This window comes from Skermanella aerolata KACC 11604 (assembly GCF_000936425.1).
Classification (GTDB): domain Bacteria; phylum Pseudomonadota; class Alphaproteobacteria; order Azospirillales; family Azospirillaceae; genus Skermanella; species Skermanella aerolata.
In genome coordinates, this window is the sequence record NZ_AVFK01000001.1 from 560,519 (window position 1) to 579,190 (window position 18,672).

Below are 18,672 nucleotides of genomic sequence, written 5' to 3' on the forward strand. Positions count from 1 at the left end.
TTATGAAAGGAGATGTAGATAATTCGGTCGAATGCGGGTAAATATTTCAACTTCGGTCGGGCGACTACCGCCCATGCGAGGGCAACCAAACTCCGGAGTTGCAGTAGATGCTCATCAATCAGCTTACCTGGACTCCGGGACAGGGATGGGACACCGTCGCATCCTCCGACGAAACGGTGCCGGCCGACGTCGTCCTCTACTTCTTCGGCCCCGGCGTGCAGGAGCTTCCCGTCCGGCTGGAGGAGCTCGGCCAGAAGTTTCCCCAGGCTCATATGATCGGCTGCTCGACCGGTGGTGAGATCATCGGCGACGAGGTGTTCGACGACAGCATCGTAGCCTCGGCGGTGAGCTTCGAACGGACTCCTATCCGCGTCGCCAAGGTCGAGATCGACGGAGATTCATCGCGCGATGTCGGACGGCGCCTCGGTGCCGAGTTCCCGAAGGAGGGCCTGCGTGGCCTCTTCGTCCTGTCCGACGGCACCGGCATCAACGGCAGCGACTTGATTCGCGGGCTTCAGGACAACTTGGGCACCGATATCAAGATCACCGGCGGTCTGGCCGGCGATGGCGCCGATTTTCGGATCACCTATGTCGGTGCCAACGACCTGCCGCAGCCCGGCCGCGTGGCGGCGATCGGGTTCTACGGCGATGCGGTGACCATAGGCCACGGCAGCTACGGCGGCTGGCAGCCCTTCGGGCCGGAGCGACGGATTACCCGTGCGGTCGACAACGTCCTCCATCAGCTCGACAACGAACCGGCGCTGGATCTGTATAAGCGCTATCTCGGCGATCAGGCGGAAGGCCTGCCCGGAACGGCTCTGCTGTTTCCGCTCCGCCTGACGCGGCCGGATGGCGGCGAGGTCGTCCGTACCGTCGTCGGCACCGACGACGCCAGCAGCACCATGGTCTTCGCGGGCGACGTCCCGGAAGGCAGCTCCGCCCAATTGATGCGCGCGACTTTCGACAAGCTGATCGACGGTGCGGGAGAGGCCGCCGATCAGGCGGCCGTGGCCGAGGGCACGCACCTCGCCATTCTGGTTTCCTGCATCGGACGCAAGCTCGTCCTGGGCCAGCGCGTGGCGGAGGAGGTGGAAAGCGTACTGGACGTCCTCGGCGCCGATGCGCGCACCATCGGTTTCTACTCTTATGGCGAAATTTCGCCGCAGGCGCGGACGGGTGCTTGCGAGTTGCACAATCAGACCATGACGATCACGACCATCGGCGAAAAATGAGCCTGCATCGGCTGCTCGAGCGGCAACTAAAGCGGGCGGCGCGCGGACGTCCCGACGGCCAGCCTGAGGTCGCCGCCTTGCTCGACATGATCGACCAAGCCTATCGGGAAGCCGATCAGGAGCGTGAGCGTGTCGAACGCAGCATGCGCCTGATGGAAGAGGAGTTGAGCGCCGTCAACCGTCGCGTCCGGGAGGAAGGGGCGGCGGTCGCCCGGACCATTCTCGACAATGTCGGCGAAGGTATCGTCACATCGGACGAACGCGGCACCATTGAAGGCGTCAACCGCGCGATCGAAGTGATGTTCGGCTACACCGAGCAGGAACTGCGCGGCCAGAGCCTTGCCATACTGATGGCCCCTGCCGACGCCAAGCCCCACGACGCTTATATGCGCGGATACCGGAGTTCGGGCGAAGCGAAGATCATCGGCCGCCAGCGCGAGGTCGTCGCCTGCCGGCGGTCGGGCGAGATCTTTCCGATAGAACTGGCGATCGCGGAGATCACGCTGGAGGAAGGGCGCAAGTTCATCGGCGTCATCCGCGACATCACCCTGAGAAAAGAGGCGGAGCGCGAGATCCGCGACAGCGAGAAGAGCTTTCGTGATTTTGCCGCCTCCGCGTCCGACTGGTTCTGGGAGATGGACGACCGGCTGCGCTTCACTCGCTTCCTCGGCAATTTCGAAGCGGTGCTGGGCGCTGCCGCAGAACTTGCCGTCGGCCGGACCCTGCGTGATCTCGTCGGTCCCGATGCCGACACCGAGCGGCTCGGCGACCTCGACGCACACAGGCCGTTCCGCGGGCTTACCTGCCGTTTCGAGGACGTCCAGGCTACCGTCCGCACGATCAGCATCAGCGGGACGCCGCTGTGTAGCGACCAGGGCGTCTTCACCGGCTACCGCGGCACCGCGACCGACCTGACCGCATCCGTGGCCGCCGAGCAGCGGATGAACCTTGCGGAAGCCAAGCTCGCGGCTGTCATCGCCAGTATTTCCGAAGGTCTGGTGCTATTCGACGCCGACGACAGGCTCGTCTTGTGCAACGAACCGTACCGGCACATGTTCGCCCCGATCGCCGATCTTCTTCAGCCCGGCCTTTCCTTCGACGAGGCGCTCGACGCCCTGGTCGAGCGCAGCCATTACCTGGAGCATGCCCATACGGCCGAATGGCTGGCCGATCGTGTCGAAGCCCATCTACGCGCCGACGGCACTCCGTTCCTTCACTACATGGCGAACGGCATGGAGATCGAGAGCACGGAGCGCCGCACCCTCGACAGCGGGACTGTCGGCATCTACGTGAACGTGACGGACCGCCGCCGCATCGCCCGCGAACTTCTCGACGCGAAGGACAAGGCGGAGGCCGCCGACCATGCCAAGTCGGAATTCCTGGCCGCGATGAGCCACGAGATCAGAACGCCGATGAACGGCGTCATCGGCATGACCGGCCTGCTCCTGGATACGGGTCTTACGTCCGACCAGCGCTACTATGCCGAAACGATCCGGGAGAGCGGCGAAGCGCTGCTCGCCATCATCAACGACATCCTGGATTTCTCCAAGATCGAGGCCGGGCGCCTGGAACTGGAGGAAACCGAGTCCTCGATCCTGGACGAGGCGGAAGCGGTGGTCGAATTGCTGGCCCCGCGAGCGCTTTCCAAGGGGATAGAGATCGTCTCCTTCGTACCTCCCTCCCTGCACAGATTGGTGCTGGGCGACCCCGGACGGCTTCGGCAGATCCTGCTCAATCTGGTCGGCAACGCCGTCAAGTTCACCGAACACGGCGTGGTTTCGCTTCAGGTGATCGACCTCGACGGGCCGGACGGGCTCAAGAGCATCCGCTTCGTCGTGGACGACACAGGCATCGGCATACCCCCGGAAGCGATGGGACGTCTGTTCCGGCATTTCTCCCAGGTGGACAGCACGACGTCCCGCCGCTACGGCGGTACCGGCCTTGGGCTCGTCATCTCCAAGCGGCTGGTCGATCTGATGGGCGGCGACATAGGGGTGGAGAGCACGGTCGGCCGGGGGTCTACCTTCTGGTTCGAACTGCCGCTGGCCCGGACCGACCGAATGCCGGCGGCCAAGCAGGCGGACTGGTCCGTACTGGCGGGCCGTCAGGTGCTGATCGTCGACGACACGGCGGTCAACCGCGACATCATGGTGCGGCAACTGACGCCGTGGGGCGTTCAGACCAGGACTGCCGTTTCCGCAGCCGAAGGCCTGATGATCCTGCGCCAGGCCGCCAAGTCGGGGCAGTCCATCGACGCCGTACTGCTCGACCACAACATGCCGGAGATGTCCGGTATCGACCTGCTGGCGATCCTGCGCGCCGACCCTCGGCTGCGCGGTCTCAAGATCCTGCTCTGCTCGTCGTCGGGCGTAGGCAGCCTGAAGGACGAACTGATCGGCGTGGAGGTCGACGGCTTCCTTCACAAGCCGCTGCGTCACACGACTCTGCTGACCCGGCTGGCGGAAATGCTCGGCGGTGCGGTCGAGGATGCGGGCGCCGTCACCAGTGCACCGGCGGAGCCGGCGATGCCCGCCCGCCGGTTGCGTATCCTTGTGGCGGAGGACAATCAAGTCAACCAACAGGTTGCAACGGGCCTGATCACCAAGCTTGGCCATCGCGTCGACATCGCGGCCAACGGACGCGAAGCGGTGGAGGCGATCTGCAATCTCCCCTACGATCTCATCCTCATGGACGTCCAGATGCCGGAGATGGACGGGTTCGAGGCGACCGCGGCGATCCGGCGCCTGAACGGCGGCCGTGCCGATGTCCCGATCATCGCCATGACCGCCAATGCGATGGAAGGCGATCCGCAGAAGTGCCTAGCTGCCGGCATGGACGATTACATCGCCAAGCCGGTCGACCGCCGCAAGCTCGCCAATGCCATCGGTTACTGGTCGGCCCGGCGCAGCGGCGGTGCCGAACTGGCGCCCGCACCGGTAGTGGAGGCTCTACCCGAGCCGATGCCGGAGCCTGACCATGTCCCTGACTCGGAGCAGAGGCAGGACCTCAGGCGCGCGATCCTGGTCGTCGAGGACGATCCGATCAGCCGCCGGATACTCGCCGGACTGCTGAAGGAGGAAGGGCGAGACATCGATACCGCCGTCAACGGCACCGAAGCGGTCAAAGCGGCGAAACGCCGTCCCTACGATGCGATCCTGATGGATATCCAGATGCCGGAGATGGACGGATTCGCCGCCACCCGCGCGATCCGGGCGCTGCCCACTCCGTCAGGCGCCACGCCGGTCATCGCCATGACGGCGGATGCCGACCTTCTTCAGGGGGACGAGTGGCGCGACTGCGGCATGATCGACTTCGTGACGAAGCCGATCAACCGCAAGCAGGTCAATGAGAAACTCGAGCATTGGACGTCCCAGGCCACCGATAAGGCTCCCAATAAGGCCGCCATTATGGCCGATGACGGCGCAGGACACGTGGAGATCGAGCGGCTGGCCGATCTCGCCGACGCGATGGGCTGGGATACCGTTGCCGAGCTTGTGGAACTCTTCATCGAGGCCAGCGGGCAGTCTGTCACGGCCATCTGTGCGGCACTCGCCGCCGGCGATCTGGTCAGGGCCGGCAAGGAAGCCCATACCCTCAAAGGCTCATCCAGCAATGTCGGAGCCGTGACCGTGCAGGCCGTTTGCCAAGCTTTGCTGGAGGCGTGCCATCACGATGACTTGGCTGCCGCCCGATCCCTGGCCATGCCGGTTGCCACGGCCACCGCCGCGGCCGTCGCCCCGCTGCGCGCCGCGACGGCCGATCAGGTGACCGCCTGAGCGGCCCATCCCTCCTGCTGCCCGTCCGGCAGAAGGATCCGGACAGCAAAAAGCCGCTGCCGGAGAGTTCCGGCAGCGGCCAGCCGATGGTTACGGAGGTTCTGCTTAATAGACCAGCGCCGTGAACGGCCAGACATAGGCCTGCGCCATCACGAGCAGGCCGACCAGCACCGCCAGCGCCAGGCTGTGGAAGAAGACGTAGCGCAGGATGTCTCCTTCATGGCCGTACCAGCGGGTAGCGGTTGATGCGACCACGATGCTCTGGGCGTCGATCATCTTGCCCATGACGCCACCCGAACTGTTGGCCGAAGCCATCAGCACGGGGTTGAGCCCCAACTGCTCCGACGTGATCTTCTGCAAGCCGCCGAACAGGACGTTGGATGCCGTATCGGAACCCGTCAGCGCCACGCCCAGCCAGCCCAGCATCGTACCGAAGAGCGGATACAGCCAGCCAGTCTGCGCAAAGGCGAGGCCTAGCGTCGCGTCGGTTCCGGAGTACTTCGTCACATAGCCCAGCGCCAGCATGCCGGCGATGGTCAGCAGCGAAAAGCGGATCAAGTAGAAGGTCTTGAAGTACATCCGGATCAGGCCGAGCGGCGAATAGCCCAGCACGAACCCGCTGACGATGGCGGCCAGGAAGATGCCGGTGCCGGTCGCCGACATCAGGTTGAGGCTGTAGATGGCCGGTTCGGCCAAGGGTGCCGCCACCACGGGCGGTACCTTCTGGACGAGGTTGTGAAGCCCCTCGACCGGGATCTTGAGGATCCAGATGCTGTCCAGGAAGACCTTGATCTGGGGAACGCCCCACATGAAGACGAAGACGCTCAGGATGATCCAGGGAACCCAGGCCTTGATGACTTGGCCACGGGTATACTGGGACGCCCGGCGCTCGTACTCGCTGTCGTGGACGACCTGCGCGCCGACCGCCTTCGCACCGGCGATGCTGTTGTCGCGGGTCGTGGACAGCCACAGTTCACGAGGTTTCCAGCCCCTCAGGAACAATGCCAGCGCTGCCATCGACACGATGGCGGCAACGACGTCGACCAGCCAGGGGCCGTGGAAGTTCGATACCAGATACTGCGGCAGGGCGAACGAGACGCCGGCGACCACCAGGGCCGGCCAGATGCTCATCATTCCCCGGAACCCAACGAAGGCCCAGATCAGCCAGAACGGCACGATCACGGAGAAGAACGGCAACTGGCGTCCGATCATGCCGCTCAGTTGCAGCAGGTCCAGGCCGGTGACGGCGGACAGTGCGATGATCGGAGTACCGAGCGCGCCGTAGGCGACCGGTGCCGTGTTGGCGATCAGAGACAATCCCGATGCCGCAAGCGGCGAGAAGCCCAGGCCGATCAGCATGGCGCCGGTCACCGCCACCGGCGTACCGAAGCCGGCGGCTCCTTCGAAGAAGGCGCCGAAGCAGAACGCAATCAGCAGAAGTTGCAGGCGGCGGTCGCGCGTGATCGACGCGATGCTGTCCTGGAGAATCGTGAACTCGCCTTTTTCGCTCGTCAGCTGATAGAGGAAAATGACGTTCAGGATGATCCAGCCGATCGGCAGCATGCCATAGGCGGCACCGTAGACCGCCGACATGCTCGCCATGCCGACCGGCATGCCGAAGCCCACGATGGCGACCGCCAGGGACGCGAGGAGGCCGAGGCCGGCGGCATAATGCGCCTTCATGTGGAAAAGGCCGATGGCGCCCAGCAGGACGACGATCGGGATCGCCGCTACCAGCGTCGACAGCAGCATGCTGCCGAACGGATCATAGACTTGGGGCCACATTCCGTGTCCTCCCATTGCTCGATTTATCGTGTTCGATTTTCAGATTATCGCGTGGTGGTTCTGGCTTTGGGTGGCCGACCCCGTCAGGCGGCGCGCGGCGATGCCGTAACCCTGCGCAAGTCCAATGTCTTCGTCCTTGGTAGGGTCATCGTCGCGGTGCTTGATGCTCTGATTTGTGGGGAGACCACGCAGCTTGCATAGCCAACAATTGGACCTACCACATTTAACAAGCGGTCGAACTATTTTTTCATACGAGCTTATGGGTACAATTTGACGTCGTATCGCGCCGCGCACAATCTCGTATACTTTAAGTAGTATACCAGATCGTGCGGTGCAGCATATTCGCGTAGTTGGGATCAGTTCTCTGCAACGAGATGTTGCTTGTAGCGTTTCCAGTTCTCCACATACCGGTCCGCCCCCTGCTGCATTCCGGCTATCTGTTCCGCGCTCAGTTCGCGAATCACCTTTCCGGGAGCACCCATCACCATGGAGTTGTCGGGTATCTCCTTGCCCTCGGTGATCAGCGCGCGGGCTCCGATCAGGCAGTTCTTTCCGATCTTAGCTCCATTCATGATGACGCTGCCGATCCCGACCAGCGTCCCATCGCCGACCGTGCAGCCGTGCAGCATGACCATATGGCCGACTGTGACGTTCCTGCCGATCAGCAGTGGAAAGCCCGGATCGGTATGAAGGACCGAACCATCCTGAATGTTGGAGTTCTCGCCGATGGTGATCGGCTCGTTATCGCCGCGCAGCACGGCGCCCCACCAGACGCTCGCGTTATGCTTCAGGATCACGTCGCCGATGACGACTGCGTTCGGCGCGATCCACCAGTCGTCGCCCTCGGTCGTGACGCGACGGTCTTCAAGAGCGTATCTCATTCAATGCCTCCCAGTCGGATGTCAAGCCTATCCATGGCCCGGAACGATGGCTGAAAACAAGGTTCAGTCGGCATGAAAATCAGTTTTCCACGTCCGGAAGCCCTTGTACGGCCAAGCATCCTGCTTCGATTTGCCGTCGTGACGATCGTCCTGGTACTGGTCGTTTTCTCGGACCGCGTAGCGGATGCGGTGGGAGGCGTACGCGACGCGGCGGTGGGAGCACGGGGTATGGACCTCTTCGTTTCCGGAGGGCTGACCCATCGGACCGGGCGCGAAATCGTGACGTTCCTGGACCTGCACAAGGGCAGCGACGTCAGGCTGGTGCTCGACAGTCCCGGCGGCTACGCGCGGGCGGCGGACAATGTACGTCAGGCCGTATTGGACCATGGACAGGTCAGTACCGTGGTCGCCGGCTACAATCTCTGTGCTTCGGCATGCACGGCGATCTTCGCCGCCGGGCTCCACCGTTCGGCCGGTGAGAACGCACGGTTCGTCTTCCATTCGGCCCGTATCGTCCTCGGGCCGATCTCCTTCGACGACCCGTTCGGCGGCGACCCGGATCGTTACCGAGTGCCCGGCGACGACGGCCGGATAGCGGCTGCCTTGAGTGAATTCCTCGATCGCTCCGACGCGTTGGATACGGGAGAAGCGGGCGCCGCGGCACTCGATCTTTCCCGCATCGTACCGGGGTGGATAACCGAACTGATTCCGTCCGACGCGGATATCTAGAGTGCCGTTCAATGGAGGTGGCACCAAAGCGGCCTTCGATCTGTTTCCTGACCGGTCGTTCAATATAAAGGGGGAAACATGTCGATCGTCGCCTGGATTATCCTTGGTCTCATCGCCGGCTGGATCGCGAGCAAGATCATGCATGGCAGCAGTTCCGGCCTGGTGACCAACCTCGTGCTCGGCATCGTGGGTGCATTCGTCGGCGGCATCCTGTTCAGCGCGGTTGGCGGAAGGGGAGTTACCGGCTTCAACATCTGGAGTTTGATCGTCGCCGTCATCGGGGCCATCGTCGTCCTCTGGATCTACAACGCCGTGACGAGCCGCCGAAAGGTCTGAGTACAATGAGCCGGCCTCCGCTATCCGGGGGGGAAGAGAGGCCGGCCCTTTTCGCCAAATCGGCCTTACGGCCGGGCAGTTGCGGCGATATGTCTAGGTTTTGAATGCCATCGATGTTGCATAGCAGCAAAAGTTATCGCACGATGTCCGCGTTACAATTCTGCTGGAGTGGACAGATCGATGGTTGCCGCCAGAACTCCGAATAAAACCCCCGCTCCAGCCGCCGCGAAATCCGCTGGTCGGCCGAAACCCGCTCCATCCAAGGATCGGACCAAGGCGTCTGTAACCTCCAAGGTTGTAGAATCTGCGGTACCTCCCGTTGCTGACACCGCCGAAGCTCCCCTGACGGTTGCCGGGGTCGAAGCGGTTATCGAACCCACTGCGCTTCCCCAAGCCGAGCCGGTAGCCGTCGAACCTGCCGCGACGCCTGAGCCGGCGCCGGTGGCCGCCGCGTCACCCGAGCCCGATGTTTCGCCCGAGGCAGTCGAGCCGGAAGATGCCGGCATCGCCATCGACGAAGGTGTCGAGCAACTAGCCAGCATGGCCGAGCAGGTCATTTACGAGGCGGAAGCGATCGCAGGCGAAGCGGCGCACAACTTCCAGGTCGCTCTCAAGGCGGCGACGGGAGCGCATGGCGTCGTGCCGACTCTGAGCGGCGTGAACACGTATCTTCACCGCTCCGTTCGCATCAACGCCCAGTTCGTTGAGCAGTTCGCCGCCGTCCGCTCGCCGATCGATCTGGTGAACCTTCAGGTACGCTTCCTGGAAGAGCATCGCCTTGCGATGCTGGAGTTCACCCAGAACTGGGCAGCGCAAAAGCCGACGGCCTGAGTTGCGACACCTGTAGCGCGGCTGTCGCAGCGACTGTTGCGGCAAGACCGCCGTCCGGACCGGAATCCCCGAGGTTTCAATCGGTTAGCCTGATGGCATGGCGGTTGCTCTTCCTCCCATCGTAGCCCGAGCAACAAGGGCAGAAACGATGGGAGGAAGCGACTATGCAGCTCAATCGCGAAGAGCTTCTGCAAAGCTACCGCACCATGTGCACGATCCGCGAGTTCGAGGAGCGTGTGCATAGCGAGTTTTCCGAAGGCGGCATTCCCGGATTCGTCCACCTCTACGCGGGGGAGGAAGCGTCCGCCGTCGGCGTGTGCAGCCACTTGGACGACCGCGACAACATCGCCAGCACCCACAGGGGGCACGGCCACTGCATCGCCAAGGGCTGCGACGTCAACGGCATGATGGCCGAGATCTTCGGCAGGGGCGACGGTCTGTGCGGCGGCAAGGGCGGCTCGATGCATATCGCCGACCTGTCCAAGGGCATGATGGGCGCCAACGGCATCGTCGGCGGCGGCCCGCCGCTGATCTGCGGCGCCGCCTTGACCGCCAAGACCCTGAAGACCGGCGGTGTCGCCGTCGCCTTCGTCGGTGACGGCGCGTCCAACCAGGGCACCACTCTGGAAAGCTACAACCTTGCCAAAGTCTGGAACCTCCCCGCGATCTTCGTGGTGGAGGACAACGGCTATGCGGAATCGACCGCCAGCGTCTGGGCGGTGGCCGGCGACCAGTCCAAGCGCGCGGCCGCCTTCGGGATGCCGTCCTACGAGCTGGACGGCAACGACTTCTTCGCGATCCATCAGGCCGCCGGCGAAGCGGTCGAGCGGGCGCGCGGCGGCGGCGGCCCCAGCCTGATCCACGTCAAGCTGACCCGCTACTTCGGACACTTCGAGGGCGACGCCATGACCTACCGTCAGGCGGGCGAGATCGAAGTGGCGCGTCGTGAACGCGATCCTCTCCGCTTCTTCCGCCAGCGCGTCACCGAGGCGGGCGTCCTCGAAGCCCATCAGCTCGACGAGATCGAGAGCGAGGTCAAGCGCCTGATCGACCAGTCCGTCGTGCTGTCGAAGGCGGCTCCACCGCCGACGCCGGAACGCCTGCTGACCGACGTCTATGTCTCGTATTGAGGGGAGGCCGCCGAAATGTCGAAGAAATCATACCGTCAGGCGATCAACGAAGCACTGGCCCAGGAAATGCGGCGCGACCCCACCGTCATCGTGATGGGCGAGGACAATGCCGGTGGAATGGGCGCACCGGGCGACGACGATGCCTGGGGCGGCGTGCTGGGCGTCACCAAGGGGTTGATGCCGGAGTTCGGCCGGGACCGGGTGCTGGATACGCCGATCACCGAAAGCGCCTTCATCGGCGCCGCCGTCGGCGCCGCCGCGACCGGCCTGCGGCCGGTGGCCGAGCTGATGTTCGTGGACTTCCTGGGCGTCTGTTTCGACCAGATCTTCAATCAGGCGGCCAAGTTCCGCTATATGTTCGGCGGCAAGGCGGTCACTCCTGTCGTGATCCGCACCATGTACGGCGCGGGTTTCCGGGCAGCCAGCCAGCATAGCCAGTGCCTCTATCCGATCTTCACCCACATCCCCGGCCTCAAGGTCGTCGTCCCGTCCTCCGCCTACGAGGCCAAGGGCCTGCTGATCCAGTCGATCCGCGACAACGATCCCGTCATCTTCCTGGAACACAAGGTCCTCTACGACGAGATCGAGGAAGTCCCCGATGAGCCCTACACGATCCCCTTCGGTGAGGCCAACCTGACCCGCGAAGGCGACCATGTCACCATCGTAGCATTGGGCCGCATGGTCGGTTTCGCCAACAGGGCGGCCGACGCGCTGCAAAAGGAAGGGATCACCTGCACAGTCGTCGATCCACGCACGACCTCTCCCCTGGACGAGGACACGATCATCGAATCGGTCGAGAACACCGGCAGGCTGGTGGTGGTGGACGAGGCCAGCCCGCGCTGCGGCATGGCGGCCGACATTTCCGCCCTGGTGGCGCAGAACGCGTTCAAGGCGTTGAAGGCCCCCATCCGCATGGTCACGCCGCCGCATACCCCGGTGCCCTTCGCGCCGCAGCTGGAAGACGCATACATCCCTACGCCGGAGAAGATCGCCGACGCGGTTCGTCATGTCATGGCCTGAAAAGCCCGCGTGGCCGATCCTATGAGGACTGATGAATGAGTAATGAGATCAAAGCCTTGACCATGCCTAAATGGGGCTTGGCGATGACCGAGGGCGCCGTCACGTCATGGCTGGTCGAAGACGGCGCGGACCTCCGCGAAGGTGACGAGATCCTGGAGATCGAGACGACCAAGATCACGAACGTCTACGAATCTCCGGCTTCCGGCGTCCTCCGGCGCCGGACGGTCGAAGCTGGACAGACCGTTCCCGTGGGCGCGCTGCTCGGCGTGGTCGCCGACAGGTCGGTTCCCGAGACGGAGATCGATGCCTTCATTGCCCGCTTTCAGGAGGAATTCGCCGTAGAGGCGGCGGAGGCCGCCGATGCCGCGGGACCGGAGCCGCAGTTCGCCGATGCCGGTGGCCGGCGGCTTCGCTATCTGGTGATGGGCGAGGGCAGGGGAGGCGAGGGGGCAGCCCCCCTCGTCCTGATCCACGGCTTCGGCGGCGACTTGAACAACTGGCAGTTCAATCAACCTGCCTTGGCCGAAGACCGTGCCGTCTATGCGCTCGACCTGCCGGGGCATGGCGAATCGACCAAACACGGCGTCCAGGGCGGCGTCGCCGAACTGGCGGAAGCCGTCGGCGACTTCCTCAACGCGACGGGAATCCAGCGTGCCCATCTCGCCGGCCATTCCATGGGCGGAGCGGTGGCCTTGCATCTGGCGTCCGACGAACCGGCGCGCGTCGTTTCCGTCACCCTGGTCTGCTCAGCCGGCCTCGGCGAGGAAATCAACGCCGACTACATCGAAGGCTTCATCGCCGCCGACCGGCGCAAGGAGTTCAAGCCGGTTCTGGAGATGCTGTTCGCCGACCCGTCGCTCGTCAGCCGCGACATGATCGAGGAGTTGCTGAAGTACAAGCGGCTGGACGGCGTCGGACAGGCGCTCCGCGCCATCGCCGACGCCGCGTTCGCGGGCGGGCGGCAGGCTAAGGTATTCGCGAACGATCTGGATCGGATCAAGGTGCCGGTCCAGGCAATCTGGGGCGCCGACGACCGGATCGTTCCAGCCGCGCATGCCACGGCGATACCCGAACCGCACCGCCACGTCCTCGGCGGTGCAGGGCACATGGTTCACATGGAAAAGGCGGGAGAGGTCAATCGCCTCATATCCGACTTTTTAACCGTGCGCTGATCCTGGTGCGGTGATTACGCCAGAGGCGGACCGATGCTATACTCACACCCTAACGGCGATCCAACGCTGATAAAATCGGGTCGGCATGATGGGAGGAAGGCAATGGTCCGTCTCCATGCGCCAGAGCGGGAGCACGTCGATCTAATCGTCGCCAGCGTTACCGGAGGGGCGGCATCAGCCAGCGACCACGACCAAGACACCCAGCCGCCCGATCTGATCCGGCGATCCTGGGCGCGCTGTCTCAACAGCCATCGGCTCGACCCAGCCCGCCCGGGGCGTCCGGTGGTCTTGACGCAGAACGAGCTGGGCGGCTTCCGTGAACCGATGGAAGAGTTCATCGGCATCGCCACGGCCGAGCTGCGGCGGCTCTATGCGCAGGTCGCCGGCTCGGACTACGTCGTGATCCTGACCGACGCCAACGGCGTCGCCGTCGATTACCTCGGCCAAGCCAGTTTCGAGCAGGAACTGAAGCAGGCTGGCCTGTATCTCGGCTCCATCTGGGCGGAGGCGCAGGAAGGCACCAACGGCGTCGGCACCTGCATCGCCACCCGCGAGCCGCTGATCGTCCATCGCCACGAACATTTCCGCGCACTTCACACGGGCCTCACCTGTACGGTGGCTCCGATCTTCGATCCGGCCGGCGCCTTGCTGGGCGTGCTCGACGTCTCCAACATGTCGGCCCCGACGGACCGCCGCAGCCAGATGCTGGCCCTGGAACTGGTCAAGCGCTCGGCCCGGCTGATGGAGGACGGCTATTTCCTGACGCGGTCACGCCGATGCTGGATCGTCGGGATCAGCGCCGGGCGGGAACTGGCCGACTTGGTGATCGACGGACTGCTGGCGGTCGATGGCGGCGGCACTATCCTGGGCGCCAATCAGACCGCGCTCCGCGCCGACCTGACCGGCGACGGCAGTCCGCTGATCGGCCGCAGCCTCTACGATCTGTTCGGCCTGACGCTGGACAGCCTGATCGGCCGGCAGCGCACGGGAATGCCCCAGGCGCTGCGCTGCCTCGCCACCGGGGGAACCTGGTACGCGACGCTCCGGCCCCCGGCGGGGCGGGCGCTGCGGCCTGCCACCGACCGTCCCCGGCAACAGATGGCGGTGTCGCAAGGCAAGCCCGAGAATCCCACCGGGCCGCTCGATCTCGATCGTCTCGCGGGTGCCGATCCCGTGATGATCGGGAACGTCCAGCGGGTGCGCCGAGTGCTCGGCAAAGGGATTGGCATCATGATCCTCGGGGAAACCGGGACCGGCAAGGAAGCGGTCGCCCAGGCCATCCATCACGCCGGTCCCCGCTCCGCACGGCCCTTCGTCGGTATCAACTGCGCCGCGATTCCGGAAACGCTGATCGAAAGCGAGTTGTTCGGCTATGTCGACGGCGCCTTCACGGGAGCGCGGCGCGGCGGCGTGCGCGGCAAGGTGCAACTGGCCGACGGCGGGACCCTGTTCCTGGATGAGATCGGCGACATGCCGCTGATGGCCCAGACCCGGCTCCTGCGCGTGCTGGCGGAACGGGAGATCCTGCCGCTCGGCCACGACCGGCCGATCGCGGTGGACCTGGACGTCATCTGCGCCACCCATCAGGACCTTCAGCAACTTGTAGCCGAAGGCCGGTTCCGCGAGGACCTGTATTACCGTCTCAACAACCTGTCGCTGACGCTGCCGCCGCTTCGCGACCGCACCGACAAGGCCGACCTGATCCGGTCGTTCTGCGCGCCGGCCCGGATCGACCCGCCGGCGCTGGCCGCTCTGCTCGCCTGCCGCTGGCCGGGCAACATCCGCCAGCTTCAGAACGTGATGCGCGTCGCCCGAGCGCTGTCGGACGATGGCGTCATCCGTCTTGCGGATCTGCCGCCCGAGGTGACGAAACCAACCGAAACGCCGCACCGGCACGAGACGCTACCCGCCGGCGAAGCCGGTATCCTGCTGTCGGTCCTGCGCCGGCATCAGTGGTGCGTGACCCACGCCGCGGAGGAACTGCACATCAGCCGCTCGACGCTCCACCGCAAGATCAACCGCTACGGTCTGGTGTCGCCGGCGCACATGGATGGGTGATCACCGGACGACGCCATAGACGGCGTCGCGAATGCCGTCCGGGTACGGTCCGTTCATGCCGGCGATGGCGGTGTTGGTCAGCGCGACCATCGACAGCCGGCGGACGGGATCGACGAACCAGGAGTGACCATAGGCGCCGCCCCAGCGCCAAGTTCCCGGCGACTCCGGTGTTTCCGCCAGCACCGGGTCCTTCAATACGGCGACGCCCAGCCCGAAGCCCCAGCCGGGTCCGACCGCATTGACCCGAAGGTCGCCAATCGCATTCGTGGTCAGCGCCAGGACGCTTTCCGGCTTCAGGACCGGTGCGCCACCCGTCCGCAACACTTCCAGGAACGCCAGGAAGTCGGGAGCCGTGCCGACCATGCCGCCGCCTCCCGACGGAAACGAAGCCGCATCGAACGCCCGGGCGGGCGAATACAGGACGGCGCTGCGTCCGAACAGGATTCGGTGCGGCTCCGCCATCGGTACCGGCCGCGGATCACCGTCGCCATAAGGGTTCGCCAGCGCAACGCCGTCTCCGACACGGAAGCTGGTATTCCGCATGCCCAGCGGTCCGGTGACAAGCCGCTCGACCAGATCGGGAAGGGGGATGCCGGCGCACCGGGCGATCACCTCTCCCAGCACGTCGGTAGCGACTGAGTAGTTCCAGCGCCGGCCCGGAGTATGGTTGAGCGGCACCGAAGAGATCCTCCGCAGGTTTTCCTCCATCGACAGGCCCGGCTGGTCGAGACCGTCCGAGACGCCCGCCTGGTGGAACCTGCTGTCGGGCAGTTCCATGAAGCCGTAGGTCAGCCCCGACGTATGCGTCATCAGGTGGCGCACGGTGATGACGGACTCTTCTTCATCGCCGAACCGGGGCCGGAACGACGGGATCCAGTCCGTCACCGGTCCGTCGAGCCGCAAATCGCCCCGCTCGATCAGCGCCAGGGCCGCTACCGACACGATGGCCTTGGTGAGGGAGGCGAAGCGGAAGACCGTATCCTCCCGCACCGGCACCCCATCCTCCCGGTCGGCAAAGCCCGCCGCGCGCCGGTAGACGACCTGTCCATCCTCGGCCACCAGGACGACCGTACCGACGATGCGCTCCTCCTCGATGGCCCGGTCGATCACGGTGTCCAGGCGCTCATTCATCATTGGCTTGCTCAATTATCAAATTATCCCACCGGTCCGGAGCCGAGCCGCCATATATCGACCGATCCTATGCCCTTCAACTCCGCCGTTCCCACCGACTCCACGGAGAAGCGTCCGCCGAGCGCATTCAGTGTGCTGGCGGAGATCGCAATGGTGCCGGGAACCGCCCTCGATTCCAGCCGGCTCGCCAGATTGACGGTATCGCCCCAGACGTCGTAGGCGAACTTGTGCGTCCCGATCACGCCCGCAACCACCGGCCCGGTGTTCAACCCGACCCGCAGGCCCAATTCCGGATGTTCGCGCACCGTCTCCGCCATCGCCGCCATCATGCCGAGCGCCACCCTGGCCGCCGCCCCGGCATGGTCGGGCAGGCCGGACGGAGCACCCGCCACCGCCATGTAGCCGTCGCCGATGGTCTTCAACTTCTCCACGCCATGCTCGGCGCACAGCGCGTCGAAGCGGGAGAACAGGCCTCCCAGTACATCGACCACCTCGGCGGCATTGCGGTCCGCCGCAAAGGCGGTGAAACCGGCGATGTCGGCGAACAGCACCGTAACGTCCTCCAACCGGTCGGCGATCCTGATCTCGCCGGCCTTGAGGCGCCCGGCCACGCTTGCGGGAAGGACGTTCAGCAGCAGCGCATCGGACCGCGCGGCTTCGCGAGCCGCCGTTCCCCGCGCGATCTCAGCCGACCAGTAAAGATAGACAACCAGTACACCGACACAGGCGGCCACGAACACCACGCCGGTCCGGACCTCCGCAAGGTTGGATGCGGTGGCGGGAGCGATGGGGGGATGGCCCTGGCGGATCCAGATCTGCATGAAGGCGATGACGCCGAGACACAAGGCGCCGCCGATTGCCAGCGCCAGCTTCTCGGAGCGGGCGAACAGCAGCGCCGGTCCCGCCAGCAGGCAGGTCGCGGCAAGCACGTCGATCCCCGTGCCCGGTCCCAGGATCACGGTCATCGCCGAGACCACACCGCAGCCGTACAGAACGATTCCCATTCGTCCGGCCAGCATCCAGCCGGACCTGACGCAGACCAGCGAGCCGACGGCAAGCGCCAGCAATCCGCTGGCGATCCAAGCCGACAGTCGGTTGAAAACGGCGTACTCTTCGCCTGGCCAGGGAAACCCTATGGTGTCCACGGCCATGAAGACCGCCAGCACGGTAATCAGCCAGGCGAAGATCCGCGCGTTGCGTATTGGGCCGGGAGGCGTCTTCCGGCGAGAAGCGGTGGCAGCAGCCGGTGCCTGCACCTGCGGCGTCAGAACAGCCGGGAAATGCGATTGCTCATGCGTGGTCACGGACGGAACACTCCCAACTGGATGATCGGAACCGCCCGTGTCGAGCGACGACCCTGCGGATCATACAGTTTTTTCAGCGTTCCGGCAGTTCATGCCTATGAAAACAGAAAGTTCTGTTTCCAATGATTCGATTGTAAACAATTCCACCTCTTCACGAATTGGCAACGCAATAATCACGATCATGTGAACACGTTCACGCTTTAGTGAGCCGAATTGAGTTCTCTAGATCCATCAACAGGAACATCGTGGATGAATGTTCAGAACTTGAAAGAGGTTCGCGGTGTTTGAAAGATTGGTGCTTAACCGCCTGCTGCGCCCGTTGATCATCGCACTGGCGGTCTTCATGGGCTTCGTGTCCCTCGCCGCGCCTGCCTCGGCGAAGGAGTCCGCCATCTACACGGGCTTCTTCAGCCGTCTCGCGGTCGGCGGCTACGATCCCGTCGCGTATTTCACCAAAGGTCAGCCGGTCGAGGGGAAGAAGGAGTTCCAGACGCGCTGGAGAGATGCCGAATGGCGCTTCGCCTCCGCCGAAAACCGGGACCTCTTCATCGCTTCGCCGGAGAAATACGCTCCCCAGTACGGCGGCTACTGCGCCTGGGCCGTGGCGCAGGGCTACACGGCGTCCGGCGATCCGCAGCGCTGGAAGGTCGTCGGCGGCAAGCTGTACCTGAACTACGACGATGAGGTCCAGCGGAAGTGGGAGAAGGATATTCCCGGCTTCATCGCCAGTGCCGACCGCAACTGGCCCACTGTCCTGGACAAGTGATAAAGGAGCCGCCGCGATGACCGACCGCAAACGCCGGTTCCTTGCCGGAACCCTGTCCCTCTACATTGCCTTCGTCTTCATCCAATCGCTGTTCTTCAAGTTTACCGACAGTCCGGAAACCCAGTACATCTTCGGCACTCTGGACGCCTGGGCCGCCAACCTCGGCTTCGCCGGCCTCTTCGCGCCCAATGGTCCGTTCAGCCAGTACGTCGTCGGCTCCGCCGAACTCGTAGCGTCGCTTCTGCTGCTGGCCGGGCTGTTCACCGGCCGGGTGCCGTTCCAGGCCGCCGGGGCCTTGCTGGCGCTTGGTGTCATCAGCGGCGCCATTTTCTTCCACCTGTTCACGCCGCTCGGAGTGCAGGTGGTCAACACCGACGGCAGCCTGGACGGCGGACAGCTTTTCGCGCTTGCCTGCGGCGTCTGGATCGCTTCGGCCGGAATCCTGGCGCTTCGCCGGTCCCATGTCCTGGCGCTGTTGCCCTTCGGGCGCTCCCATACCGGCTTGAGAAGGAGTTGAGACG

The 18,672-nt window shown here is 64.5% G+C and carries 14 protein-coding genes and 1 pseudogene; 11 read left to right on the forward strand and 4 right to left on the reverse strand.

Going from position 1 to position 18,672, the window contains the following annotated elements; genetic code table 11:
• Nucleotides 1–107: 107 nt before the first annotated feature.
• Complete coding sequence (locus N826_RS02525; RefSeq protein ID WP_044425700.1) at nt 108–1,232, forward strand: FIST signal transduction protein; 1,125 nt, start codon at nt 108–110, stop codon at nt 1,230–1,232.
• A complete protein-coding gene (locus tag N826_RS39610) occupies nt 1,229–5,008 on the forward strand; it encodes a response regulator (RefSeq protein ID WP_052830772.1) in 3,780 nt (1,259 codons plus the stop codon). Before N826_RS02525 ends, N826_RS39610 begins: the two co-directional genes overlap by 4 nt.
• Nucleotides 5,009–5,113: 105 nt before the next feature.
• On the opposite strand, the gene N826_RS02535 is transcribed toward N826_RS39610, so the two are convergent.
• Nucleotides 5,114–6,793 carry an L-lactate permease gene (locus N826_RS02535; RefSeq protein WP_044425701.1) on the reverse strand — a complete coding sequence of 560 codons (1,680 nt, stop codon included), beginning with the start codon at nt 6,791–6,793 and terminating at the stop codon, nt 5,114–5,116.
• 491 nt (nt 6,794–7,284) lie between these two features.
• Nucleotides 7,285–7,674 (reverse strand): annotated as a pseudogene (locus tag N826_RS02540) (gamma carbonic anhydrase family protein); the annotation flags it as partial.
• 72 nt (nt 7,675–7,746) lie between these two features.
• Here N826_RS02540 and N826_RS02545 point away from each other — a divergent pair.
• The 7 genes from N826_RS02545 (at nt 7,747) to N826_RS02575 (ending at nt 14,950) form a co-directional block, all read left to right on the forward strand.
• A complete protein-coding gene (locus N826_RS02545) occupies nt 7,747–8,403 on the forward strand; it encodes a hypothetical protein (protein WP_044425703.1) in 657 nt (218 codons plus the stop codon).
• Nucleotides 8,404–8,481: 78 nt separating this feature from the next.
• Nucleotides 8,482–8,739, forward strand: coding sequence for a GlsB/YeaQ/YmgE family stress response membrane protein (locus tag N826_RS02550; protein WP_044425704.1), 258 nt, complete (start codon nt 8,482–8,484; stop codon nt 8,737–8,739).
• A 180-nt stretch (nt 8,740–8,919) separates the two neighbouring features.
• Nucleotides 8,920–9,570, forward strand: a complete 651-nt coding sequence (locus tag N826_RS42785) for a hypothetical protein (RefSeq protein WP_147039999.1) — start codon at nt 8,920–8,922, stop codon at nt 9,568–9,570.
• Nucleotides 9,571–9,734: 164 nt separating this feature from the next.
• Nucleotides 9,735–10,700, forward strand: coding sequence for a thiamine pyrophosphate-dependent dehydrogenase E1 component subunit alpha (locus N826_RS02560; RefSeq protein WP_044425706.1), 966 nt, complete (start codon nt 9,735–9,737; stop codon nt 10,698–10,700).
• A 15-nt stretch (nt 10,701–10,715) separates the two neighbouring features.
• Entirely contained in the window at nt 10,716–11,720 is a 1,005-nt protein-coding gene (locus N826_RS02565) for an alpha-ketoacid dehydrogenase subunit beta (protein ID WP_044425707.1), read from the forward strand.
• A gap of 35 nt (nt 11,721–11,755) precedes the next feature.
• Nucleotides 11,756–12,892, forward strand: coding sequence for an acetoin dehydrogenase dihydrolipoyllysine-residue acetyltransferase subunit (locus tag N826_RS02570; RefSeq protein WP_044425708.1), 1,137 nt, complete (start codon nt 11,756–11,758; stop codon nt 12,890–12,892).
• Nucleotides 12,893–12,994: 102 nt separating this feature from the next.
• On the forward strand, nt 12,995–14,950 hold the full coding sequence (locus tag N826_RS02575; RefSeq protein WP_044425709.1) for a sigma-54-dependent Fis family transcriptional regulator: 1,956 nt from the start codon (nt 12,995–12,997) through the stop codon (nt 14,948–14,950).
• Here the strand turns inward: N826_RS02575 and N826_RS02580 are convergent, their stop codons facing one another.
• Both N826_RS02580 and N826_RS39615 read right to left on the reverse strand, forming a co-directional pair.
• Nucleotides 14,951–16,084: a serine hydrolase domain-containing protein gene (locus N826_RS02580; protein WP_044425710.1), complete on the reverse strand. Its 1,134-nt coding sequence runs from the start codon at nt 16,082–16,084 to the stop codon at nt 14,951–14,953.
• Nucleotides 16,085–16,104: 20 nt separating this feature from the next.
• Nucleotides 16,105–17,385, reverse strand: coding sequence for an adenylate/guanylate cyclase domain-containing protein (locus N826_RS39615; RefSeq protein ID WP_052830773.1), 1,281 nt, complete (start codon nt 17,383–17,385; stop codon nt 16,105–16,107).
• A gap of 280 nt (nt 17,386–17,665) precedes the next feature.
• On the opposite strand from N826_RS39615, the gene N826_RS02590 reads away from it, so the two are divergent.
• Both N826_RS02590 and N826_RS02595 read left to right on the forward strand, forming a co-directional pair.
• The gene (locus N826_RS02590) at nt 17,666–18,151 is read left to right on the forward strand and encodes a YHS domain-containing (seleno)protein (protein WP_211099188.1); all 486 of its coding nucleotides are present in this window, start codon (nt 17,666–17,668) and stop codon (nt 18,149–18,151) included.
• A 16-nt stretch (nt 18,152–18,167) separates the two neighbouring features.
• Nucleotides 18,168–18,668 carry a DoxX family membrane protein gene (locus tag N826_RS02595; RefSeq protein WP_044425711.1) on the forward strand — a complete coding sequence of 167 codons (501 nt, stop codon included), beginning with the start codon at nt 18,168–18,170 and terminating at the stop codon, nt 18,666–18,668.
• Nucleotides 18,669–18,672 lie beyond the last annotated feature (4 nt).